This window comes from Pseudonocardia sp. CA-107938, from assembly GCF_050936315.1.
Classification (GTDB): Bacteria; Actinomycetota; Actinomycetes; order Mycobacteriales; family Pseudonocardiaceae; genus Pseudonocardia.
Map to the genome: position 1 here is coordinate 824,915 of NZ_JBNJNA010000002.1, position 19,190 is coordinate 844,104.

Genomic DNA, 19,190 nt, shown 5'->3' on the forward strand with positions numbered 1-19,190 from the left:
CAGTGGTTTGCAGGTCGTCGACCTCTCCACCTCGTACGCCGGTCCGACGGCCACGATGTACTTGGCGGACCTCGGCGCTGACGTGATCAAGGTCGAGCGCCCGGGTTCCGGGGACGACGCCAGGGCGTGGGGGCCGCCGTTCGCCGACGGCGCGTCGGCGTGGTTCGCGTCGGCCAACCGCAACAAGCGGTCGATGTGCCTCGACATCCGATCCACCGCCGGTCGCGAGGTGCTCGCCCGGCTGATCGATGCGGCGGACGTGCTCGTGCAGAACACCAACCCCGCCAAGCTCGTCGAGCTCGGGATCGATCCGACGTCGGTGCTGGCGCGCAACCCGCGCATCATCTACTGCGCGCTGTCCGGGTTCGGCCTGGACGGTCCGGATGCGCATCTCCGCGGATACGACCTGGTCGCCCAGGCCCGCTCGGGCCTGATGTCGGTCACCGGAGAGGAAGGGCGCAGCCCGCAGCGCGTGTCGACGGCCCTGTCCGACATCGTCACCGGGATCTGCGCGGCGCTGGCCGTGTCGGCTGCTGCGGTCCGGCAGGCGACCACCGGCCAGGGCGACGTCATCGACGTCTCGTTGCTCGACACGGACCTCGCGCTGATGGCGCCGAGACTCGCCGCGTTCCACGCCGGCGAGCCGGAACCCCGCCCCAGCGGCGGCACCGACTCGGTCCTCGCCGTCTACCAACCGTTCCAGGCCGCCGATGGCTCGATGGTCATCGCGGCGGGGAACGACCGGATGTGGGCGCGGTTGTGCGCGGTGCTCGGGTTGGCGGAGATGGCGGCGGACCCGGCCCTGTCCGACAACGCGGGCCGGCGACGGCATCGGTCCGAGATCACGGCGCGCATCGCCGAGGTCATCAGGACCAGGCCGGTGGTCGCATGGCTGACCGCCTTCGACGCCGCCGGCGTGCCGGCTGCGCCGGTCCAGACCCTGTCGAGGGTGGTGTCCGATCCGCAGGTCCGAGCGCGACGCGGGCTGTTGCCGGTCCCGGGATCGGACGGCTCGCTCATCACGGTCCGCCCACCGTTCCGGCTCGCGTCGAACGCCGAGCCCAGGAACGAGCGGTTCCCCGAGCTCGGCGCCGACACCGAGTCCGTGCTGGCCGGCCTCGGTTTCCCGCGGGCAGAGATCGAGTCGATGTTGAGCGAGGTCGGCATCGTCGCCGAGGAGGAGTCCCATGTCTGATCTGCCCCCTCCGGTGGTCCTCATGGAGGATCAGGGGCCGGTCCGCGTGGTGACCATCAACCGGCCGAAGGCCTACAACGCGCTCAACCGGAACGTCCTCCGTGAACTGCGGTCGGCGATCGTGGACGCCCCTGGCGCAGGGGCCCGCGCGATCGTCCTGACCGGTGCCGGCACGAAGGCGTTCTGCGCCGGCGCCGACCTCAAGGAGCTCGCCGGCCTCGGGCCGGACGATGCCTACGCCGTTCTGGCGGATGGTCAGGCGACGCTGCGCGCCATCGAGCGCTCGACCGTTCCCGTGATCGCCGCGGTCAACGGGCTCGCCTTGGGCGGTGGGTTCGAGCTCGTGCTGGCGTCGACCTTCAGCGTCTTCGCCGACCACGCAACCGTCGGGCTCCCGGAAGCCGGTCTGGGCCTGATGCCGGGCTACGGCGGGACGCAGCGCCTGCCCAGGCTGATCGGCCGAGCGGCCGCGGCGCACGTCATGGTGACGGGAGCGCGGATCGACGCGGCGCGGGCCTTCGCGTGGGGGCTCACCCCGGTCGAGCCCGTGGCGGGGGACCCGTGTGCGGTGGCGCTGCACCTCGCTCGAGAGGTGGCGACCAAGGGCCCGCAGGCGGTACGGGCGATCCTCACAGCGCTCGACATGGGCGCGGGCGCGGCCATCGATGCCGGACTCGCCGTGGAGACCGGGCTGGCTGCGGTCGCGACCAGCGGTCCGGAGGGCGCCGAAGGGATCGCCGCGTTCCTGGCCAAGCGTGCCCCGGCGTTCGCGGCCGGGGGCGATGGCTGATGCAGATGCAGCCGCTCGACCTCGACAGCGTGGCCGACACCTACATCGGGCTGCACGACCTCCTCGACGAGCCTGCTGTGGACCAGTCGCTCACCGAGCGCGAGATGACGGTGCGCCGCGTGGCGCGCGGCATCGTCGCGCGCGACGTGGCTCCCCGCGCACCCGAGCTGGATCGTGCAGAGGCGTTCGCGCACGAGAGCTACCAGGCGTTGGCCTCGGCCGGGCTCGGCGGGATCGGCTTCCCCGAGGAGCACGGTGGCACCGGCGACTCCACCGTGGCCTACGCGGTGGTCGTGGAGGAGATCGCCGCAGCCTGCGGGGCGACGAGCCTCGTCTTCATGACGCAGACCCACGCCGCGTACCCGATCCTGGTCGCCGGATCGGAACCCGTCCGCGAGCAGTACATCCCGCCGCTGCTCTCGGGGACCGCCTACGGATCCATGGCGATCACGGAACCCGATGCGGGCAGTGACGTCTCCAGCCTTCGCACGACTGCGGTCCCGCAGGGCGACGGATACCGCCTCAACGGCACCAAGACCTTCATCACCACCGGTGATCGCGCGGACGTGATCGTGTGCTTCGCGACCACCGACCGATCGTCGAGGCGAGGCGGCGTGAGTGCCTTCGTCGTGGAGGCGTCGTGGCCCGGTGTCACCCACGGCAGCCCGTTCGACAAGCTGGGCATGCACGGGTCGTCGACCGCCGAGCTGTTCTTCGACGACGTGGCCGTGCCTGCCGCGAACCGCCTCGGCGACGAGGGCGAGGGCTGGTCGATCGTGATGCGGTCGGTCATCAAGTCCCGGATCAGCGCCGCGGCGCAGGGTGTCGGGTTCGCCCGGGGGGCCTATGCCCGGACGCTCGCGGTGCTGCGGCGCATCCACGGCAGCAGGGTGCCGGCCGACGCGCTGCACGAACTGGCCGGGTGGCGGAGCCGGATCGCGCAGGGGCGGCTGCTGCTGCACGCGGTCGCCCGTCAGGTCGACGCCGACCCCGACACGAGCCCGGGCCAGATCGGGCTCATGAAGCAGGCCTGCACGGACCTCGGCTGGGACGTCGCCCTCGCCGCCACGGCGCTGCTCGGGCCGTACGGCGACCTCGCCCTGCTCGGCGTCGAGCGATGCCTCCGGGATGCCCGCGTCACCCGGATCTACGACGGGACCAACGAGATCCAGCGGCTGCTGATCAGCCGCGAGATCGCGAACGTGATCAAGGAGATGCCATGACCGGGGTGCTGGACGGCAAGGTCGCCGTCGTGACAGGGGCCGGCCGCGGCCTCGGGAAGGCGATGGCTCTCGCGCTCGCCGAGGCCGGTGCTGCCGTCACCCTCGCCGGGCGCACCGCCGCGCACCTGGACGCGCTGTCGGCCGAGATCAAGGCAGCGAACGGCGAAGCACTCGCCTGCCCGACGGACGTCACGGACGAGGCCGCTGTCGAGCGGATGATCGCGGCAACCGTCGAGACGTTCGGGCGCGTCGACATCCTGGTCAACAACTCCGGTGTCCTCACCACGACGCCGCTGCTGGACCAGCCCGCCGACGACTGGGACCGGATCATCGACACCAACCTCCGCGGGACCTTCCTCGCCACGAAAGCCGCTGGTCGCCACTTCGTCGGCCAGAGATCGGGCAAGGTCCTCAACGTGGCGTCGAGCTTCGCGCTCAAGGGCACTCCGCACCACGCCGCCTACTGCGCTTCCAAGGCCGCGGTCATGGCGTTCACCAGGTCGATGGCCGTGGAATGGGCGCGCCACAACGTGCAGGTCAACGCCGTTGCGCCGGGCTACTTCGTGACCGACATCAACGCGGACGTGCGCGCGGACGAGGAACTGACGGGCAAGGTGCTCAAGACGATCCCCGCTCGCCGCATGGGCAGCCCTGACGAGCTGGCGCCGTGGCTCCTGCTCCTGGTCGGACCCCGGTCCGCGTACACCACCGGCTCGATCGTCGTCATCGACGGCGGCCAGTCCCTTCAGTGAAGGTCGACGGGAAACCCATGAACCAGCGCAGCACGGTGGCCGTCCTCGGGGCGGGCACCATGGGATCCGGTATCGCGACCGTCATGAGCCGGGCGGGCCATCGCACCCTCTTCTACGACGTGGACGAAGCGAATCTGCGTCGAGGTGTCGCCACCGTCAACGGCTTCTTCGATCGCAGCGTCGAGCTCGGCAAGCTCGACGACGAACAGGCGCTGGAAGCCAGGTCGAAGCTGGTCGGCGTCACCGACCTGCGGGAGATCGCCGATGCGGACGTCGTCGTGGAGGCCGTCTTCGAGGACCTGTCGCTCAAGAAGGAGCTCTTCGCCCGCCTCGACGAGATCGTCTCGACGAGCGCTCTGATCCACACCAACACCTCGACGCTCTCCGTCACCGGGATCGCCGCAGGTTCACGCCACCCGGAGCGCGTCGTCGGCACGCACTACTGCAACCCGGCGCCCCTCATGAAGCTCGTGGAGGTGGCGCGGGGGCGGCACACCGCGGACTGGGCGCACAAGGCCACGGTCGACTTCCTGGACGCGCTCGGCAAGACGACGGTCGTCACGAAGGATCGCCCCGGATTCATCGTGAACAGGTTCCTCATCCCGTGGGAGAACCGGTGCATCGCCGCCCTGGAGTCGGGGCTCGGCACGACGGAGTCCATCGACGCAGCGGTGACCGGTGCGCTCGGGCACCCCATGGGGCCGTTCCGGCTGCTCGACATCGTCGGTCTGGACATCCATCAGCAGGTCGCCACGAGGCTCTACGAGCAACTGCGCGACCCGCGGTTCTTCCCGCCCCCGATGGTCGAGCGCATGGTCGCGGCCGGAGACCTGGGCCGGAAGACCGGCCGCGGCTTCTACACCTACGACGACACCCGACTGTTCGGGTCCTGACGCGACGGCCGAGGAGAACCAGATGACCGACATCAACCTCGACTTCGCTCGCACGGGCGTCGTCGGATTCGGAACGATGGGCGCGGGCATCGCCCAGGTCGTCGCGCAGTCGGGGCGGGCCGTGACCGTCCTCGAGTTGGACGCGGGCCGGCTCGCGACTGGATCGGCAGCAGTGCGCACGTTCCTCGACGGCGGCGTCGCGCGCGGCAAGCTGACGGAGGACGAGCGCGACACCGTCCTGGGCAGGATCACGGGCACCACCGACGTCCGGGACCTCGCGGGCGCGGATCTCGTCATCGAGGCAGCCACCGAGAACGCCGGCACCAAGCGGGAGATCCTCGCGCGAGTCGCTGCCGAGGCCGGCGACTCCGCCGTGATCGTGACGAACACCTCGGCGCTGTCCGTCACGGACCTCGCCACCGCCCTGCCCCGTCCGGGGCGGTTCGCCGGACTGCACTTCTTCAACCCTGCGCAGCTGATGCGCGTGGTGGAGGTCGTGCGCGCGCTGCAGACCGACGAGGGCGTCGTCGAGCGGTTGGTCTCCCTCGTCGAGTCGTTCGGGAAGGACCCGGTCGTCGTGAAGGACCGTCCCGGGTTCCTCGTCAACCACCTGTTGATGCCGTACCTCAACGATGTCGTCCAGGAGTACGACGACGGTCTTGCCACCGCCGAGGACATCGACACGGCGCTCAAGCTCGGTCTGGGCTACAAGCTCGGTCCGCTCGAACTCCTCGACCTGATCGGGCTCGATGTCCATGACCATGCGACGACGAGCGCCTACGCAGCCACCCTCGATCCGTGCTACGCATCGCCGCCGCTCCTGCGTCAGATGGTGGCGGCCGGCCGTCACGGGACCAAGAACGGTCGGGGCTTCCGGACGGGGCAGGGGCCGGCATGAATGCCTACGAAGACATCCTCGTCACGGTCGACGGTCCGGTCGTCACCTGGACCATCAACCGGCCGGACGCCGGCAACAAGCTGCGCGACCGGACCTGCCGTGAGCTCACGGACGCCGTGCAGAGGTTCCGGCTCGATCCGGATCTGCGCGCGGCGGTGCTGACCGGTGCAGGGGACAGGTTCTTCTGCATCGGTGGCGAGCACGATCCGATGACGGCACTCGACCATTCACAGGTCCTGCCCATCATCGATCTCTACCAGGCGATCGACACCACGATGAAGCCCGTCGTCGCGGCCGTGAACGGGTTCTGCGTGGGCGGCGGAAACGTCCTGCACACCGTCTGCGACCTGAGCGTCGCCAGCGACAACGCCGTGTTCCGGCAGGTCGGACCCATGGTGGGCAGCTTCGATGCCGGCTACGGGACCTGGTACCTGGAGGACACGATCGGCCGGAAGCGGGCGAAGGAGATGTGGTACCTCAACCGCAAGTACACCGCTGATCAGGCGCTGGCGATGGGTCTCGTCAACGAGGTCGCCCCCGCCTCCGAGCTGGTCGGTCGCGCGCAGGAGGTCGCCGCCGAGATCGCGTCGCGGAGCCCCCTCGCGATCGCCGGGCTCAAGGCGGCGTTCTCCGGCCGCCACAACGGTGTCGCCGGTCAGGCCCGCATGGCCCACGACCAGCTCCTCACCCTCTACCTGACCACGCAGGAGGCGCACGAGACGAGCGCCGCCTTCGCCGACCGGCGATCGCCGGACCCCGGGAAGTTCTGGTCGTGAGCTGGTTCGGTCCTGCGCTGAGCCCCGACCAGCACGACGTCTGCAAGGTCGTCGACGAGTTGCTCGGTGGCGTCGATCCCGACGACGTCGCGACGGTCCGCGAGCTGCCCGGTGCGCTGGCTGCTCTCGGGTTGTGGACGGTCGGGGTGCCCGAGGAGTTCGGGGGTGGCGGCGCCGACTGGCCGATCACCGCGCTGGTGATCGAGCGGCTCAGCCGCGTGGTGCCCGAGCTGGGCGTGGCGTGCGCGCACGCCCACGCGGCGGCGCTCGCCGTACCCGGGGATGCGCACGACGACCTCCGCGCGCTGCTGCACTCGGGCGCGATCGAGGTCGTCGTGCTCGATTCCTCGGCGCGCCACGTGCGGGTCGATCGCGCAGGTGGGCAGTGGACGGGGCAGATCGATCGGTTCGACGCGTTCGATCCCGACCGCGCGCACGTCGTGGTGCTGGGGGACGAGTCGGTGCTGATCGAGCCTGCGGGGATCTCCGTCGGCCGAACACAGCGGACGACCGGTCTCACCAGCCTGCGCACGGTGACGCTCACCCTCGACTGCACCTCGACCTCCGTCCGCCCGTTGCCGTCCGACGCGGCGGCAGTGCGGTCGATCCTGCTGAGAGGACTTGCGGTGGTGGCGGCGGGGATCGCCGGCGCCGCCGTGGACGCGGCGAGCGGTTACGCCGCGCAGCGACACCAGTTCGGCGGCCCGTTGGCTGCCCTGCCCGTGGTGCGGGCGTCGTTGGACGACCACGTGCAGCGCACAGCCGCCCTCACCCACGCGGTCTTCGCCGGTGCGCCGGACTCGCTGGGTGCGATCGCTGTCGTGAGGCTGAGCTGCGACCTCGCTCTGGAGGTCGCGGACGCGGCGCTGCAGGTCCACGGCGGCTACGGCTACCTGCGCGAGTACCGGGCCGAGCGGTCGCTGCGCGACGCCCTGTCGCTGCGTGCGTCCGTCGACATCGCTGGCGCAACATCGATCCTACAATTAGGATGAGTGGATAATGTCTGACAACATCGCGCTGGACGTTCGGCGGAGTTCCGTGCCTGCCGAGCAGCACCTCACGCTCGACGTGGCGCTCGGGATCGCGCGTTCGCTCCGCCCGCAGCTGGTCGCCGAGCAGGCCGCTACCGAGGTCCGCACCACCTACTCGCCCGAGATGCACCACGTCTTCAAGGACGCCGGCTTCTACCGGCTCCTGGTGCCCAGGGCCTACGGCGGCCTGGCGTGGACGATGCCCGACTTCGTGCGACTGATGGGCGAGGTCGCGCGCGGCTGCATGTCCACCGGCTGGTGCCTGTGCCTCGGCGCGAGCCATGCGCTGCTGGTCAGCTCACTCTGGCCGAAGTCGGCCCAGGACGCGGTGTTCAAGGACGGGCACGTCGTGATCCCGTCCACGGCGCGACCGGGTGGCCCGGCGATCCGGGTCGACGGGGGATGGCGACTCAACACCACGCATCCCTACTCGTCAGGGGCGCCGTACTCCACCCACTACGTGGGCCAGGCGTTCGAGTACGGGTCGGCCGGAGGCGCGCCGGTCCAGCAGATGCTCTTCGTCGCGCCGCGGGACGCCTACGAGATCAAGGACGACTGGGGGAAGACGCTCGGGCTGAAGGGCAGCGGGTCGAACACCATCGTCTTCCACGACGCCTTCGTGCCGGACGACCACGTCCGTGAGGGCACCATGCAGGTCGACATCAGGACGTCGAACACGTCGCCGGGTTTCGAACTGCACGGCAACCCCATGCATCTGGCGCCTGGCCAGGGCTTCTTCGGCCTGGACCTGGCGACCGTGTTCGTGGGCGGGGCGTTCGGCGCGCTGGACGAGTACGAGATCCTCATGCGGGAACGACGGACCGCAGGCGACGCCGGGCGGGCGCCGGCCGCACGGCTCACCGACCCCGACTACCAGCGCTGGTTCGGCCTCGCCACCGCCCGGCTGAACTCGGCGCAGGCGATCATCCACGACGCGGCGGAGCGCTGGATGGAGACCTGCCACCGCGCCGCAGCCGGCGGCGAACCGTTCACGACGACCGACGACATGATGCTCAACATGATGTGCCGCGAGGCGACCCGGCTCGCCTGGTCGACGGTGCAGGACACGATCTTCCGCACCGCGGGCTCGTCGGCGGCGGTCAACGGGGAGCGGATGGAGCGCGCCTACCGGGACCTGTCGCAGGCGTGGGGCCACGTGAACATGATCATCGAGGATTCGATGGCCCGGGCGTGGACGGCCCGGACCCTGGACTGAGCTGATGTGCGGACGCTCTGGGCGGAGCAGGTCTCCGCTCAGAGCGCGTGGGGCTGGACGATGTCGAGCTGCGAGGTCATGGCTGCGGCCGCCTTGTCGCCGTCGCCCCGGACGATCGCGTCGACGAGCTCGCCGGTCAGGTCGCGGGCGGCTGCGGCATCGTCGGCCGACAGGTCGCGCATGTACACGGGGATGGTGACGCCACTCATCGCGGAGACGAAGGACGCGAGCAGCCTGTTGCCGCTCGCCTCGGCCACCAGCGTGAAGATGGACTGACCGAGCTCGAAGAGCTCGGGGTCGCGTGAATCGCGCGCCGGCTTGCTCATCATCTCGTTCTGCCGGTCGATCAGCCGCTTGAACTCGGCCACCTGATCCTCGGTGCGGTTCTGCGCGGCGAGCCGTGCGGCAGGCACTTCGAGCATCCGGCGGACGTCGTTGATCTCTGCCATCGTCAGGCTGCCGAACTTGAGGATGGTCTCCAACGAGCCCGAGATCAGGTTGGTGAGCGACTCGTGGTCGACGCTCTGGACGAAGCTTCCGCCGCCGGCGCCGGGGACCTTGGAGATGAGCCCCTCCGACGCGAGTACGCGCAGTGCCTCCCGGACCGTGGAACGGCTGACCTGGAACTCGCGCGACAGCTCAGCCTCGCTCGGCAGGCGCTCGCCGCGCTTGAACGTCGAGGACACGATCGCGTCGCGGAGCTGCCTCTCGACCTGCTCGCGGGGGCGACGCACCGGCTCGGGACTGAAGGGCATAACTTCGATTTTATCCACAATGCTCTTCCCTGCCACTCGGCGGATTCGTCGGCTGTTTCCACACCGAAGGCCCGTCTGGCAGCCTACCATCAGACTGTTATTTGTTGGATGTTTGGAGGTGGGGCGATGCGAGCCCTTGTCGTCACCGGAGACTGGCAGCCCCGGCCGGAATACGTGCCTGACGAGGAGGAGATCGCGAGCCGTTGCGCGCGCAACGCGAGCCAGGTGTGGCGGCACCCCCGATGGGCTGCCGCCACCGTTCCGGATCCCGTCCTGAGGTCGGCGACGGATGTGCTCGTCCGCGTCCGGGCCAGCGGCGTCGCCGTGTCGACGCTACGAATGGCAGCCTCCGATGGCGACGGCTACGTCACCCTTCCCTATCGCATGGCTCTCCCGCTCGTTCCGGGGCACGAGTTCGCGGGGGAAGTCGTCGAGGTCGGCGCCGCGGTGCGTGACCTCCGGGTCGGTGATGCGGTGGCGGTCGAGGCGCTCCGGCCGTGTGGCCGTTGCCCTGCCTGCCGGCGTGGCCGGGTCAATGCGTGCCTGGACGGACAGTTCGCCGGGTTCGACATCGACGGTGGCCTCGCGGAATACGCGGTCGTGCCGTCCGTCCACGCTCGTTCGCTGGAGGCGCTGCGCGAGTGCTTCGACGACGACGGCGTCTTCCAGGTCGGAGCTCTCTGCGAGCCCGCCGCGATCGTGTACAACGCGCTGTTCGAGGTGGATCGGCACCTGCGGCCGGGCATGCGGGTCGGGGTACTGGGGTGCGGCCCGCTGGGGCTCGCGGCGGTGGCGCTGGCCAGAGCGGCGGGGGCGGTGCACGTCCTGGCGTTCGATCCGGTGCCCGAGCGCGTCGGCCTGGCCGAGCTGCTCGGTGCGGATCGCGGCTGGTCGGAACGCGAGCTGGAGCCCGCTGCGCTGCCCGCCGCCGTTCGAGAGGAAACGGCGGGGCGCGGCGTCGATGTCGTCGTCGATGCCAGCGGAGCCCCCGGGGAGGTCCTGCCCGTTGCGCAGCAGCTGGTCGCCGTCGGCGGCCACGTGGTGCACCTTGGTGTCGGTGGTCCGCCTGGTCCGTTCCGGCCGATGGCGACGATGGGGCACGCGGTGACCCACACGTTCAGCATGGGGCACATCGGTGGTTTCGACCCGGTCATCGCGCTGCACGCCGTCGGGAGGATCGACCTGACGCCGATGGTGGGAGGTCGTTGGGCCCTCCAGGACGGCCTGACCGCGGTCGAGCACGCCGCCGACAGGAAGGTCGCCAAGACCCTCGTCGTTCAGACCTGAAGGAGGTCGCTCGCCGGCAGGCTCGCCTCGACCTGCGCCGCGGCGGTTCGCAGATCCGCGGCCCAACGCTTGATCTGCTCGCCCGAGGTGGGCGTCGGCAGCTGGGCGAGCCGGAGGAGCAGCACGACGTTGCCGTCCTTGCCGAGGACGGGCGCCATGAGACCGCCGATGTCGTAGTCCTGCTCGTCGGCGAAGTCGGCGGTGTCCAACGACGGCATGGACTCCGCCATGCGCGCCAACAGCGCTCGCTCGCGCGCCGGGGTGAGGTCGCCGGCGGCGTACTCGACCATCATGGCCGCGACGTCGGCCTGATCGCGGGAGGCGATCTGCCACGCGGCGTAGCCCCGTGCGCGGATCGCGGCCAGTCGCCGCCGGTGGGCCTCGAGCCGGTCCGGGTCCTTGCCCACCATCCTCAGCCAGCGCGCCGCAGCCTCGTCCGATGCCCATGCCGCATACGCCTCGCCGAGCGGCGGCTTCATCGGCAACCTCTCGCCGAGGAGCTCCCGCATGACGGCGGATCCGCCGTGCGCAGTCGCCGCGGTGGTCAGCTCGAACTCGTTCACGGCGACGAGCACGGCGGCCTCGCACGCCAGATCGCGGGCCAGTACCTCGATCTGCGGGCGAGCCAGGTCGGCGAGCCGGATTCCCGAGATCAGGTCGGCATCGCCGCCGGCCGTCATGCCGTGCGGCGAGAAGCCGCCGTATCCGCCCTGGAAGAAGAGCAGGGGTGTCACCTGCCGGTGCACCTCCATGGACTCGACCTCGCAGAGCTGGATGAAGTGATCTCCGGCTTCGACGGCTCGTTGCGGCGCGCAGTGGACGTGCGCCACTGCTCCGGCGATCACCGGCGCTCCGGTGGGGGACGCACGCCACTCGACGTTCGCGAACTTGCCCGGCGCCGGACTCGACATCGTCCGGCACAGCTCCACCTGGTCGTGCGCGAGCACGTTGATGCAGAAGGAGCGCGCGGTCCGCAGTCGCGCGAACGTCCTGGACGCTCGGGTGGGCAGGAACGCGACCAACGGCGGATCGAGCGAGACCGAGGTGAAGGTCCCGACGACCATGCCCACCGGTTCACCGTCGTCCGCGATCCCGGTGACGACGGTGACGCCGGTCGGGTAGTGCCCCATCACTTCGCGGTACCGCAGTGCGTCGATCGGCGGAGGTGGGTCCGTCATGGCAGCTCCTCGGGACGTCGGTACGGGTGCACATGGTCGGGCATCTGTCAGACATTCGCAAGCGATCGAATGTTCAGTACGGACTTCCCGGTGTCGGCGCCGTACAACCTGGGCCTGAGCTGGTGCATGCGGCCGTTGACGCGGGTTGCGATCGAGGTTACGTTGACGAGCGATAAACATCGCACATTAGACAGAGGTGTCTCGTGTCCGTCAAAATCACCCGGCGCCGTGCGGCATCGGTGCTCGCCGGCTTCGTGGCGTTGGCGTCCGCCGTCACCGCCTGCTCGAGCGGTGCCTCGGCCGGGGGCGCGAGCGGCGGGACGCTGACCATCTCGGTCTCGGGCGATCCGCTCAATCTCGACACGGCGAACTGCGTCCCGCTGGTCTTCTGCAGCGTCGCGTACGACTCCTTGATCCACATCTCGCCCGCCACCGGCGAGCTGCAGCCGGGTCTGGCGACGTCCTGGGAGTGGGCCGACAAGGAGCACCGCACGTTCCGCCTGACGCTTCGCCAGGGGGCGAAGTTCGGGGACGGCACGCCGCTGGACGGCCAGGCCGCGGCCGCGTCGCTGAACTCGTACCTCCAGGCGCCGGGGCCGTTCGCTTCCCTGAGCTACCCGCTGAAGGGAGCGCAAGCCGCTGGGCCGGACAAGGTCGACGTGCAGTTCGCGGAGCCCGTCTCCACCCACCACGCCCTCTACCTGCTCGCCGGCCAGAGCGGTGTCGGGTACGTGGTGGATCCCCGGAGCGCCGCCGACCGCAAGCGCCTGCTCGCGGACACGGCCGGCATCGGGCCCTACAAGCTCGATCCCGCCCAGACCATCAAATCGGTCCAGTACGTCTACGTCCCGAACCGCCAGTACTACAACCAGGACGCGATCAACTACGGCAAGGTCGTCCTGAAGCCCGTGATGAACCCGCAGACCCGGCTGAACTCGATCAGGTCGGGCGAGGTGGACTGGGCCCTCAACATCGCCCCGGCGGACGTGTCCGCCGTCAAGCAGAGCGGCGCCTCGATCGCTCGCGGGCCGCTCGGATCGTTCGCCGCGATGGCGCTGGTCAAGCGCGCGGACGGCCCGTTGGCCGACCAGCGGGTCCGCCAGGCACTCGCCTACGCGACCCCGCGCCAGGACATCGCCTCGGCGATCTTCGGAGCCGACACGGTCCCGACCGGTTCCGTGGTCGCCGAGGGCGCGGAAGGCTACAACGCCGGCGACCAGAACCTGTACGCCTACGACCCGCAGAAGGCACGGCAGCTGCTCGCGGAGGCCGGGTACGCCAACGGGCTGAAGCTCCAGGTGTTCGACCCCGCGTTCTTCGATCCCGCGAGCGCGGTCGGTCAGGCGCTCAAGGCTGCCTATCAGCAAGTCGGAGTGACGCTCGATCTCGTGCCCAGCGACGCGTCCCCGGGAGTCGTCGCCCAACAGGTGGGCAAGTACGACGCGGTGATCATGACCAACGGCGCGAACGGCCTCTCGCAGGCGGTCTACACCATGTTCCGGCCGATGGGGCTGGCCAACCCGCTGGGCGTCCCCCTCGATCCCCAGCTGACCACCCTGATGCAGGCGGCTGCCGCTTCCGCGGACCCGCAGGATCAGGAGGCGAAGATCAAGCTCGCCACGGCGCGCCTCGACGAGCTGGTCTACGCGGTCCCGATCGCCAGCATCCCGACACTGCAGGCGGTCAGCTCGAAGGTCGCCAACGTGGGCGAGAAGTTCTGGACCATCGAGATGAACCCGTTCAGCCCCGTCACGAACGAGGCCTGGCGTCCGGCGAGCTGACGAAGAAGACGGAGAGCAGGTCGATGTTCGACGGCGAAGGTCGCGTCGCGCTCGTCACCGGGGCGGCGACCGAGCCGGCGCGGCGGATCGCCACAGCCCTCGCCGGGCGCGGCATGACCCTGGTGCTCACCGACATCAACGAGGAGCACCTCGACCTCGTCGCGGCGGAGTGGCCGGGTGTCGAGAAGCCCTTGACCCGGCGCCTGGACGTGACGGACAGCGCGGGCTGGTCGAGCCTCGTCGCCGAGATCGAGGCAGCCGTGGGTCCCCTGCACGCGCTCGTCAGCGCCGCCGAGTTCGACCCGGGAGCCGTCGCCGTCGACCTCCCGCCCGCGAGCTGGGAGCGTGCCGTCGCGATCAACCTGATGGGGGTCGTCCGCGGGATCGCGGCGGTGCTCCCCGTGCTCCGCCGGCACGGCGCCGGCGGCCTCGTCGTCACGACCGTTCCTGATCGGGGTGCGGCGAGCAGTCCGCACGAGGCGACGCGGATCGGCACTGCTGTCGTGATGGAGGCTCTCGCGGTCGAGCTGGAGGACGAATCGATCCGGACCGTCGTGGTGTCGTCAACGGGCGACGCAGGGGCTTCCGTGCTCGCGGCCCTTGACGGCGCTTGAAGCATCAGAACCTCAGTGTCGAGAGTCGAGGAGAAGTCGTGTCAGCCGTTCGTACCCCGTCTCCGAGCGATCGTCCCAGATCGGACCGAACTGGTCGGCTGCGGTGACCCGGCTGGTCGTGCGCCGGCTGCTGCTCGCGGTGCCGCTCCTCCTGATCGTCTCCACGCTGACGTTCGTGCTCACCGCCGTCGCACCCGGGGATCCGGCGGCGACCATCCTGGGCAGCTCGGCCACGCCGGAGTCGATCGCCGAGCTCAACGCGAAGCTCGGTCTGGACGATCCGATCCTCGTGCAGTACGGGCGCTGGCTCGGAGATGCGGTCACGGGTGACCTCGGCACGTCGGTCGTGACCTCCCAGAGCGTCGGGCAGGCGATCGGAGCCCGGCTGCCGACGACGCTCTCCCTGGTGCTGCTCGGCACGCTGGTCGCCGCGGTGGTCGGTATCGGGCTCGGCATGGTGAGCGCTCTCGGCGGCCGCGCGCTGAGCCGCGTGACCGACGTCCTCGCCGTGGTCGGCTACGTCATCCCGAACTTCTGGCTCGGCCTCATGCTCGTCTACGTCCTGTCGGTGAAGCTCGCCTGGTTCCCGGCTACGGGATATGTCGCACTCAGCGATTCGCCGGGGGGCTGGCTCCGCTCGCTCGTCCTGCCCGTCACCGCGCTCGCGGTCATGGGAGCCACCGCCGTGGCGAAGCAGACGCGCGACGCGATGCGCGAGGTCATGGGTCGCGAGTTCATCACGGCGCTGCGCGCTGACGGCTTCTCCGAGAAGCAGATCGTGTTCCGGCATGCGCTGCGCAACGCGGCGATCCCCATCGTGACGGTGACCGGGGTGCTGTTCATCGGCATGTTCGGGGGAACCGTCCTGGTCGAGTCGGTCTTCGTCCTGCCCGGCCTGGGCGGGCTGGCGGTCACCTCTGCTCAGGCAGGTGACCTGACGATGCTCCAGGGCGTCGCCGTCGTGTTCTGCCTCGCGGTCGTCGCAGCGAACCTCGTCGTCGACCTCGCGTACGGATGGCTCAACCCGAAGGTGCGTGTCCAGTGAACGCCGCCACCACCGCCGTGCCGGTCCCGCCGCCGAACCCGCTGCAGACCGTCCTGCGCCAGTACTTCCGCAACGGCGTCGCCACCGCGTCGCTGATCCTCCTGGCCGTGATCGTCGCCGCGTGCGTGCTCGCGCCCGTGGTGACGTCGGGCGGGCCGGACCAGGTGGATCTGGGTCAGAGCCTCGCGGGGCCGAGCGCGCAGCACCTCCTCGGAACCGACCAGCTGGGACGCGACCTGTTGACCCGCCTGCTGTACGGCGGCCGGACCACGCTCCTGAACGCCTTCGTCGTCAGCGTCGTCGCCGTGGTAGTCGCGGTCCCAATCGGCGTGGTGGCGGGGTACGCCGGCGGGTGGGTCGATCGCGTCGTCATGACGGTGACCGACATCGGACTCTCGCTTCCCGCCATCGTGGTCATGCTCGTCGTGATGTCGACGTTCTCCGGGCAGCTCGGCCTGGCGATGATCGCTCTGGGGCTCCTCCTCGCACCGCCCATCGTCCGCAACGTCCGTGGCCCGGCATTGGCGGTGAAGGGCGAGCTCTTCGTCGATGCTGCTGTCGTCGCCGGTCTGCCGTCGCGACGGATCATCTTCAGGCACGTCCTGCTCAGGATCCTCGGACCGGTGCTGGTCCAGGGTGCCCTCGCCACGGCCATCGCGCTGCAGTTCACCGTCGGCCTGGCGTTCCTGGGATTCGGGGCGAAGCCGCCGAACCCCGACTGGGGCTCGATGATCTCCGAGGGGTCCCAGGTCCTCAACTCGAGTCCCTGGCCCCTCGTGTCCGGCGGCGTCGCCCTGGGGCTGGTGTCGCTCGCACTGGTGCTGATCGGTGACGGCGTCCGTGACGCTACGGCCGAGGCATGGAGCGGCGCACCGCGGAAGTCGAGCCCCGGGGTCCTCGTCAGCGATCGGGCGCAGCAGCCCGAGGACGCCGCACCGGCGCCGGCCGACGAAGCGCTGCTGACGCTCCGCAACGTCTCCGTGGCGTACTCCGGCAGCGACGGCCCGCGGTGCGTCGCGAGTGACGTCAGCTTCTCCGTCGCGGCCGGGGAATCGGTCGCCATCGTCGGCGAGTCGGGTTGCGGCAAGAGCTCGATCTCGCGCGCCATCGCACGCCTGCTCCCGCAGGGCGGGGAGATCGTCGCGGGCTCCATCCTGTTCGACGGCCACGACGTCGCGACACTGCAGGGCCGCTCCCTCCACGACCATCGCCGCAACGCGGTCAGCTACATCGCCCAGGATCCGATGACGGCCCTGGACCCGACCCTGCGCGTGGGCGTCCTGCTCCGCCGGATCGTCCACCCCGGCGGCGGACTCTCGCGCAAGCAGGCCGAGGCCCGCGTGCTCGAACTGCTCGAGCTGGTTCAGCTCCCGGATCCCGCCGGCGTGGCCAAGCGCTTCCCGCACGAGCTCTCCGGCGGCATGGCACAGCGGATCGGGATCGCGCGCGCGATCGCGACCCGACCACGCCTGCTCATCGCGGACGAGCCGACGACCGCCCTCGACGTCACCGTCCAGTCGGAGATCCTGAGCCTCCTGCGCTCGCTGCAGAAGGACCTGGGCATGGCGCTCCTCCTGGTGAGCCACGACTGGGGCGTGGTGGCGCAGGTCTGTGACAGGGCACTGGTGATGTACGCCGGCGAGCTGGTCGAGCACGGGCAGCTGGCGAGGATCACGCACGAGCCGGCGCATCCCTACACCTCGGCGCTTCTCGCGTGCCGTCCCTCCACCATCGTCGACGACGACCTGCCGCTCCCGACGATCCGCGGTTCGGTCGCAGCGCCGGGGGAGTGGTCGACCGGGTGCCGCTTCGCGTCGCGCTGCGACTTCAGCACTGACCAGTGCCGGTCGGCAGCTGTTCCTCTCCTGCAGGTGGACGGCGACCACGGTGTGCGCTGCCTGAACCCCCTCCGCGTCGGCCGCGAGCACGAGGAAGTGTCGGAACGTGTCTGAGTCCCCCCTGCTCGAGGTCGTCGACCTGGCGATCGAGTACCGGCGCGGCATCCACCGGGTCACCGCGGTCTCGGACGTGAACTTCACGGTCCGAGCCGGCCAGACCCTCGGGCTGGTGGGCGAGTCCGGCTCGGGCAAGACGACGATCGGTCGCGCCATCCTCGGCCTGGTGCCCATCAGCGCCGGACGCATCCTGTTCGACGGGCAGGACGTCAGCGGCGACGCCCATCGTCGCCGGCGCCAGGAACCGGGCCAGATCCGGGCGATCTTCCAGGACCCGTACAGCTCGCTGAACCCGTCGTTGCCGGTCGCGGTCAGCGTCGCCGAGGAGGTGCCCAGGAGCCGGCGCGTGCGGAGCGAGGCGTTCGCCAGGCTCTCCGACCTGTTCGAGCGCGTGGGGCTGCCCCGCGCGGTGGCGGCGAGCTACCCGGGGCGGCTCTCGGGAGGGCAGCGCCAGCGCGTCGCCATCGCTCGCGCGCTCATGAGCGATCCGCGCCTCATCATCTGCGACGAGCCGGTCAGCGCGCTCGACGTGTCGGTCCAGGCGCAGGTGCTGAACGTCCTCAAGGACGCGCAGCGTGCCAGCTCGCTCAGCTACTGCTTCATCGGTCACGACCTCGACGTCGTGCGCTACATGTCCGACTGGATCGTGGTGCTCTACCGCGGCCGGGTGCTCGAGGACGGGCCCGCGCAGACGGTGGCCCGCCACCCCCGCCATCCCTACACCCGGGCCCTGGTCGCGGCATCGCCCGAGCTCGACCGGCCGGCGAAGCCGGATCAGCCGATCCGCGATCCGCGCCCCGAGCCACCGCGGGGCGGCGGCTGCCCCTTCGCACCCAGGTGCGGGTTCGCCGAGGCCCGGTGCTGGGTCGAGCAGCCGCCCGTCCACCTCGCGCCCGACGGCGGACACGTCGCCTGCCACCGCTACGACGCCGCCGCGGACAGGACGGCGGCAGACCTCGTGCCGCACCTCTGATCGACCGGAGAACCACTGCTCATGCTCGAACCCGAAGGCCGACGTCGGTCGGTGCTGCGCATCTACGGCGCCCTGACCGCCGGACACCTCGACGTCGGGAGCGGCGATGTCCTCGAGACGATCTTCTGGCCGGAGGCCCGCCATCACCGCTCCTCGCAGCCGCTCGGCGACGGGCCGGCCGGAGCGCGTCAGCTCTACCGCGAGCTGCAGGCTCGCCTTCCCGGAGTCGTCGCGACGGTGAAGCGAACCGTCTCCGACGGCGAGTTCGTGGCCGTGCACTGGCACGCTGCGACGGATCCGCGGGACGAGTTCAGCGGCGAGTCCTGGTGCGAGTTCTTCCGCTTCGTCGACGACCGGGTCGCGGAGCACTGGCAGCTCCACGTCGCCGTGCCGTCGAGCACGGTCAGCGGGAGGTCGGTGTTCAGCGACGCCTACCAGCGCACGGGGCACGAGGAAGCCGCCATGGCGGCGATCAACCGCGAGGTCGCGGCGGCGGCCTTCGCCCGGTTCATCGCGTTCGACCACACCGTCGTCGCTGATCACTGGGGCGAGGTCTACCTCCAGCACAACGAGGTCATCCCCGACGGTCCTGAGGCCATCCGCCGCTCCCTGGAGGAGGTCGGCGGCCTTCCCGATGAGGTCAGACCGAGCTTCACGGTGGTCGTCACGGTCGCCGAAGGCGATCTGGTGTGGTTCCTCGAACGCGTCCGCGTCGGCGATCTGACCGGCCTCGGCGTCGACATCTTCCGGCTGGCCGATCGCCGGATCGTGGAGCACTGGGACATCCCGGCACTCAGACCGGCATCCGCCGACGCCGGGCGGTGACGG

At 70.4% G+C, this 19,190-nt stretch carries 18 protein-coding genes; 16 read left to right on the forward strand and 2 right to left on the reverse strand.

What is annotated here, in order from left to right:
* The first annotated feature begins 7 nt into the window (after positions 1 to 7).
* The 9 genes from ACQEVB_RS36805 to ACQEVB_RS36845 are packed head-to-tail and all read left to right on the forward strand — an operon-like array spanning position 8 to position 8,774.
* Entirely contained in the window at positions 8 to 1,195 is a 1,188-nt protein-coding gene (locus ACQEVB_RS36805) for a CaiB/BaiF CoA transferase family protein (RefSeq protein WP_432983092.1), read from the forward strand.
* Positions 1,188 to 1,985 carry an enoyl-CoA hydratase/isomerase family protein gene (locus ACQEVB_RS36810; protein WP_432983095.1) on the forward strand — a complete coding sequence of 266 codons (798 nt, stop codon included), beginning with the start codon at positions 1,188 to 1,190 and terminating at the stop codon, positions 1,983 to 1,985. The genes ACQEVB_RS36805 and ACQEVB_RS36810 overlap by 8 nt, the downstream gene beginning before the upstream one ends.
* Positions 1,985 to 3,208: an acyl-CoA dehydrogenase family protein gene (locus ACQEVB_RS36815; RefSeq protein ID WP_432983098.1), complete on the forward strand. Its 1,224-nt coding sequence runs from the start codon at positions 1,985 to 1,987 to the stop codon at positions 3,206 to 3,208. Before ACQEVB_RS36810 ends, ACQEVB_RS36815 begins: the two co-directional genes overlap by 1 nt.
* Complete coding sequence (locus ACQEVB_RS36820) at positions 3,205 to 3,960, forward strand: SDR family NAD(P)-dependent oxidoreductase (protein WP_432983101.1); 756 nt, start codon at positions 3,205 to 3,207, stop codon at positions 3,958 to 3,960. Before ACQEVB_RS36815 ends, ACQEVB_RS36820 begins: the two co-directional genes overlap by 4 nt.
* 17 nt (positions 3,961 to 3,977) lie before the next feature.
* The gene (locus ACQEVB_RS36825) at positions 3,978 to 4,853 is read left to right on the forward strand and encodes a 3-hydroxyacyl-CoA dehydrogenase family protein (RefSeq protein WP_432983105.1); all 876 of its coding nucleotides are present in this window, start codon (positions 3,978 to 3,980) and stop codon (positions 4,851 to 4,853) included.
* Positions 4,854 to 4,875: 22 nt separating this feature from the next.
* Positions 4,876 to 5,751 (forward strand): 3-hydroxyacyl-CoA dehydrogenase family protein, encoded by an 876-nt coding sequence (locus tag ACQEVB_RS36830; RefSeq protein ID WP_432983108.1) that lies wholly within the window; start codon positions 4,876 to 4,878, stop codon positions 5,749 to 5,751.
* Positions 5,748 to 6,527: an enoyl-CoA hydratase-related protein gene (locus ACQEVB_RS36835; RefSeq protein ID WP_432983111.1), complete on the forward strand. Its 780-nt coding sequence runs from the start codon at positions 5,748 to 5,750 to the stop codon at positions 6,525 to 6,527. Before ACQEVB_RS36830 ends, ACQEVB_RS36835 begins: the two co-directional genes overlap by 4 nt.
* The gene (locus ACQEVB_RS36840; RefSeq protein ID WP_432983114.1) at positions 6,524 to 7,519 is read left to right on the forward strand and encodes an acyl-CoA dehydrogenase family protein; all 996 of its coding nucleotides are present in this window, start codon (positions 6,524 to 6,526) and stop codon (positions 7,517 to 7,519) included. The genes ACQEVB_RS36835 and ACQEVB_RS36840 overlap by 4 nt, the downstream gene beginning before the upstream one ends.
* Positions 7,520 to 7,565: 46 nt before the next feature.
* Positions 7,566 to 8,774 carry an acyl-CoA dehydrogenase family protein gene (locus tag ACQEVB_RS36845; RefSeq protein ID WP_432983117.1) on the forward strand — a complete coding sequence of 403 codons (1,209 nt, stop codon included), beginning with the start codon at positions 7,566 to 7,568 and terminating at the stop codon, positions 8,772 to 8,774.
* Between the two features lie 38 nt (positions 8,775 to 8,812).
* Here ACQEVB_RS36845 and ACQEVB_RS36850 read toward each other — a convergent pair whose 3' ends face one another.
* Positions 8,813 to 9,565 carry a FadR/GntR family transcriptional regulator gene (locus ACQEVB_RS36850; protein ID WP_432983120.1) on the reverse strand — a complete coding sequence of 251 codons (753 nt, stop codon included), beginning with the start codon at positions 9,563 to 9,565 and terminating at the stop codon, positions 8,813 to 8,815.
* A 90-nt stretch (positions 9,566 to 9,655) separates the two neighbouring features.
* Here ACQEVB_RS36850 and ACQEVB_RS36855 point away from each other — a divergent pair, with 90 nt between their 5' ends.
* Complete coding sequence (locus ACQEVB_RS36855) at positions 9,656 to 10,816, forward strand: alcohol dehydrogenase catalytic domain-containing protein (protein WP_432983123.1); 1,161 nt, start codon at positions 9,656 to 9,658, stop codon at positions 10,814 to 10,816.
* Here the strand turns inward: ACQEVB_RS36855 and ACQEVB_RS36860 are convergent.
* Positions 10,807 to 11,994 carry a flavin reductase family protein gene (locus ACQEVB_RS36860; RefSeq protein ID WP_432983126.1) on the reverse strand — a complete coding sequence of 396 codons (1,188 nt, stop codon included), beginning with the start codon at positions 11,992 to 11,994 and terminating at the stop codon, positions 10,807 to 10,809. The genes ACQEVB_RS36855 and ACQEVB_RS36860 overlap by 10 nt on opposite strands.
* Positions 11,995 to 12,197: 203 nt before the next feature.
* Between ACQEVB_RS36860 and ACQEVB_RS36865 the strand changes: the two genes are divergently transcribed.
* The 6 genes from ACQEVB_RS36865 to ACQEVB_RS36890 all read left to right on the forward strand — a co-directional run bounded on the left by ACQEVB_RS36865 (position 12,198) and on the right by ACQEVB_RS36890 (position 19,187).
* A complete protein-coding gene (locus ACQEVB_RS36865) occupies positions 12,198 to 13,775 on the forward strand; it encodes an ABC transporter substrate-binding protein (protein ID WP_432983129.1) in 1,578 nt (525 codons plus the stop codon).
* A 23-nt stretch (positions 13,776 to 13,798) separates the two neighbouring features.
* Positions 13,799 to 14,389 (forward strand): SDR family NAD(P)-dependent oxidoreductase, encoded by a 591-nt coding sequence (locus ACQEVB_RS36870; protein ID WP_432983132.1) that lies wholly within the window; start codon positions 13,799 to 13,801, stop codon positions 14,387 to 14,389.
* 103 nt (positions 14,390 to 14,492) lie between these two features.
* Positions 14,493 to 15,434 (forward strand): ABC transporter permease, encoded by a 942-nt coding sequence (locus tag ACQEVB_RS36875; RefSeq protein WP_432983135.1) that lies wholly within the window; start codon positions 14,493 to 14,495, stop codon positions 15,432 to 15,434.
* A complete protein-coding gene (locus ACQEVB_RS36880; RefSeq protein ID WP_432983138.1) occupies positions 15,431 to 17,386 on the forward strand; it encodes a dipeptide/oligopeptide/nickel ABC transporter permease/ATP-binding protein in 1,956 nt (651 codons plus the stop codon). The genes ACQEVB_RS36875 and ACQEVB_RS36880 overlap by 4 nt, the downstream gene beginning before the upstream one ends.
* Complete coding sequence (locus ACQEVB_RS36885; RefSeq protein WP_432983141.1) at positions 17,379 to 18,362, forward strand: ABC transporter ATP-binding protein; 984 nt, start codon at positions 17,379 to 17,381, stop codon at positions 18,360 to 18,362. Before ACQEVB_RS36880 ends, ACQEVB_RS36885 begins: the two co-directional genes overlap by 8 nt.
* A 21-nt stretch (positions 18,363 to 18,383) precedes the next feature.
* The gene (locus tag ACQEVB_RS36890; RefSeq protein WP_432983144.1) at positions 18,384 to 19,187 is read left to right on the forward strand and encodes a nuclear transport factor 2 family protein; all 804 of its coding nucleotides are present in this window, start codon (positions 18,384 to 18,386) and stop codon (positions 19,185 to 19,187) included.
* Positions 19,188 to 19,190 lie beyond the last annotated feature (3 nt).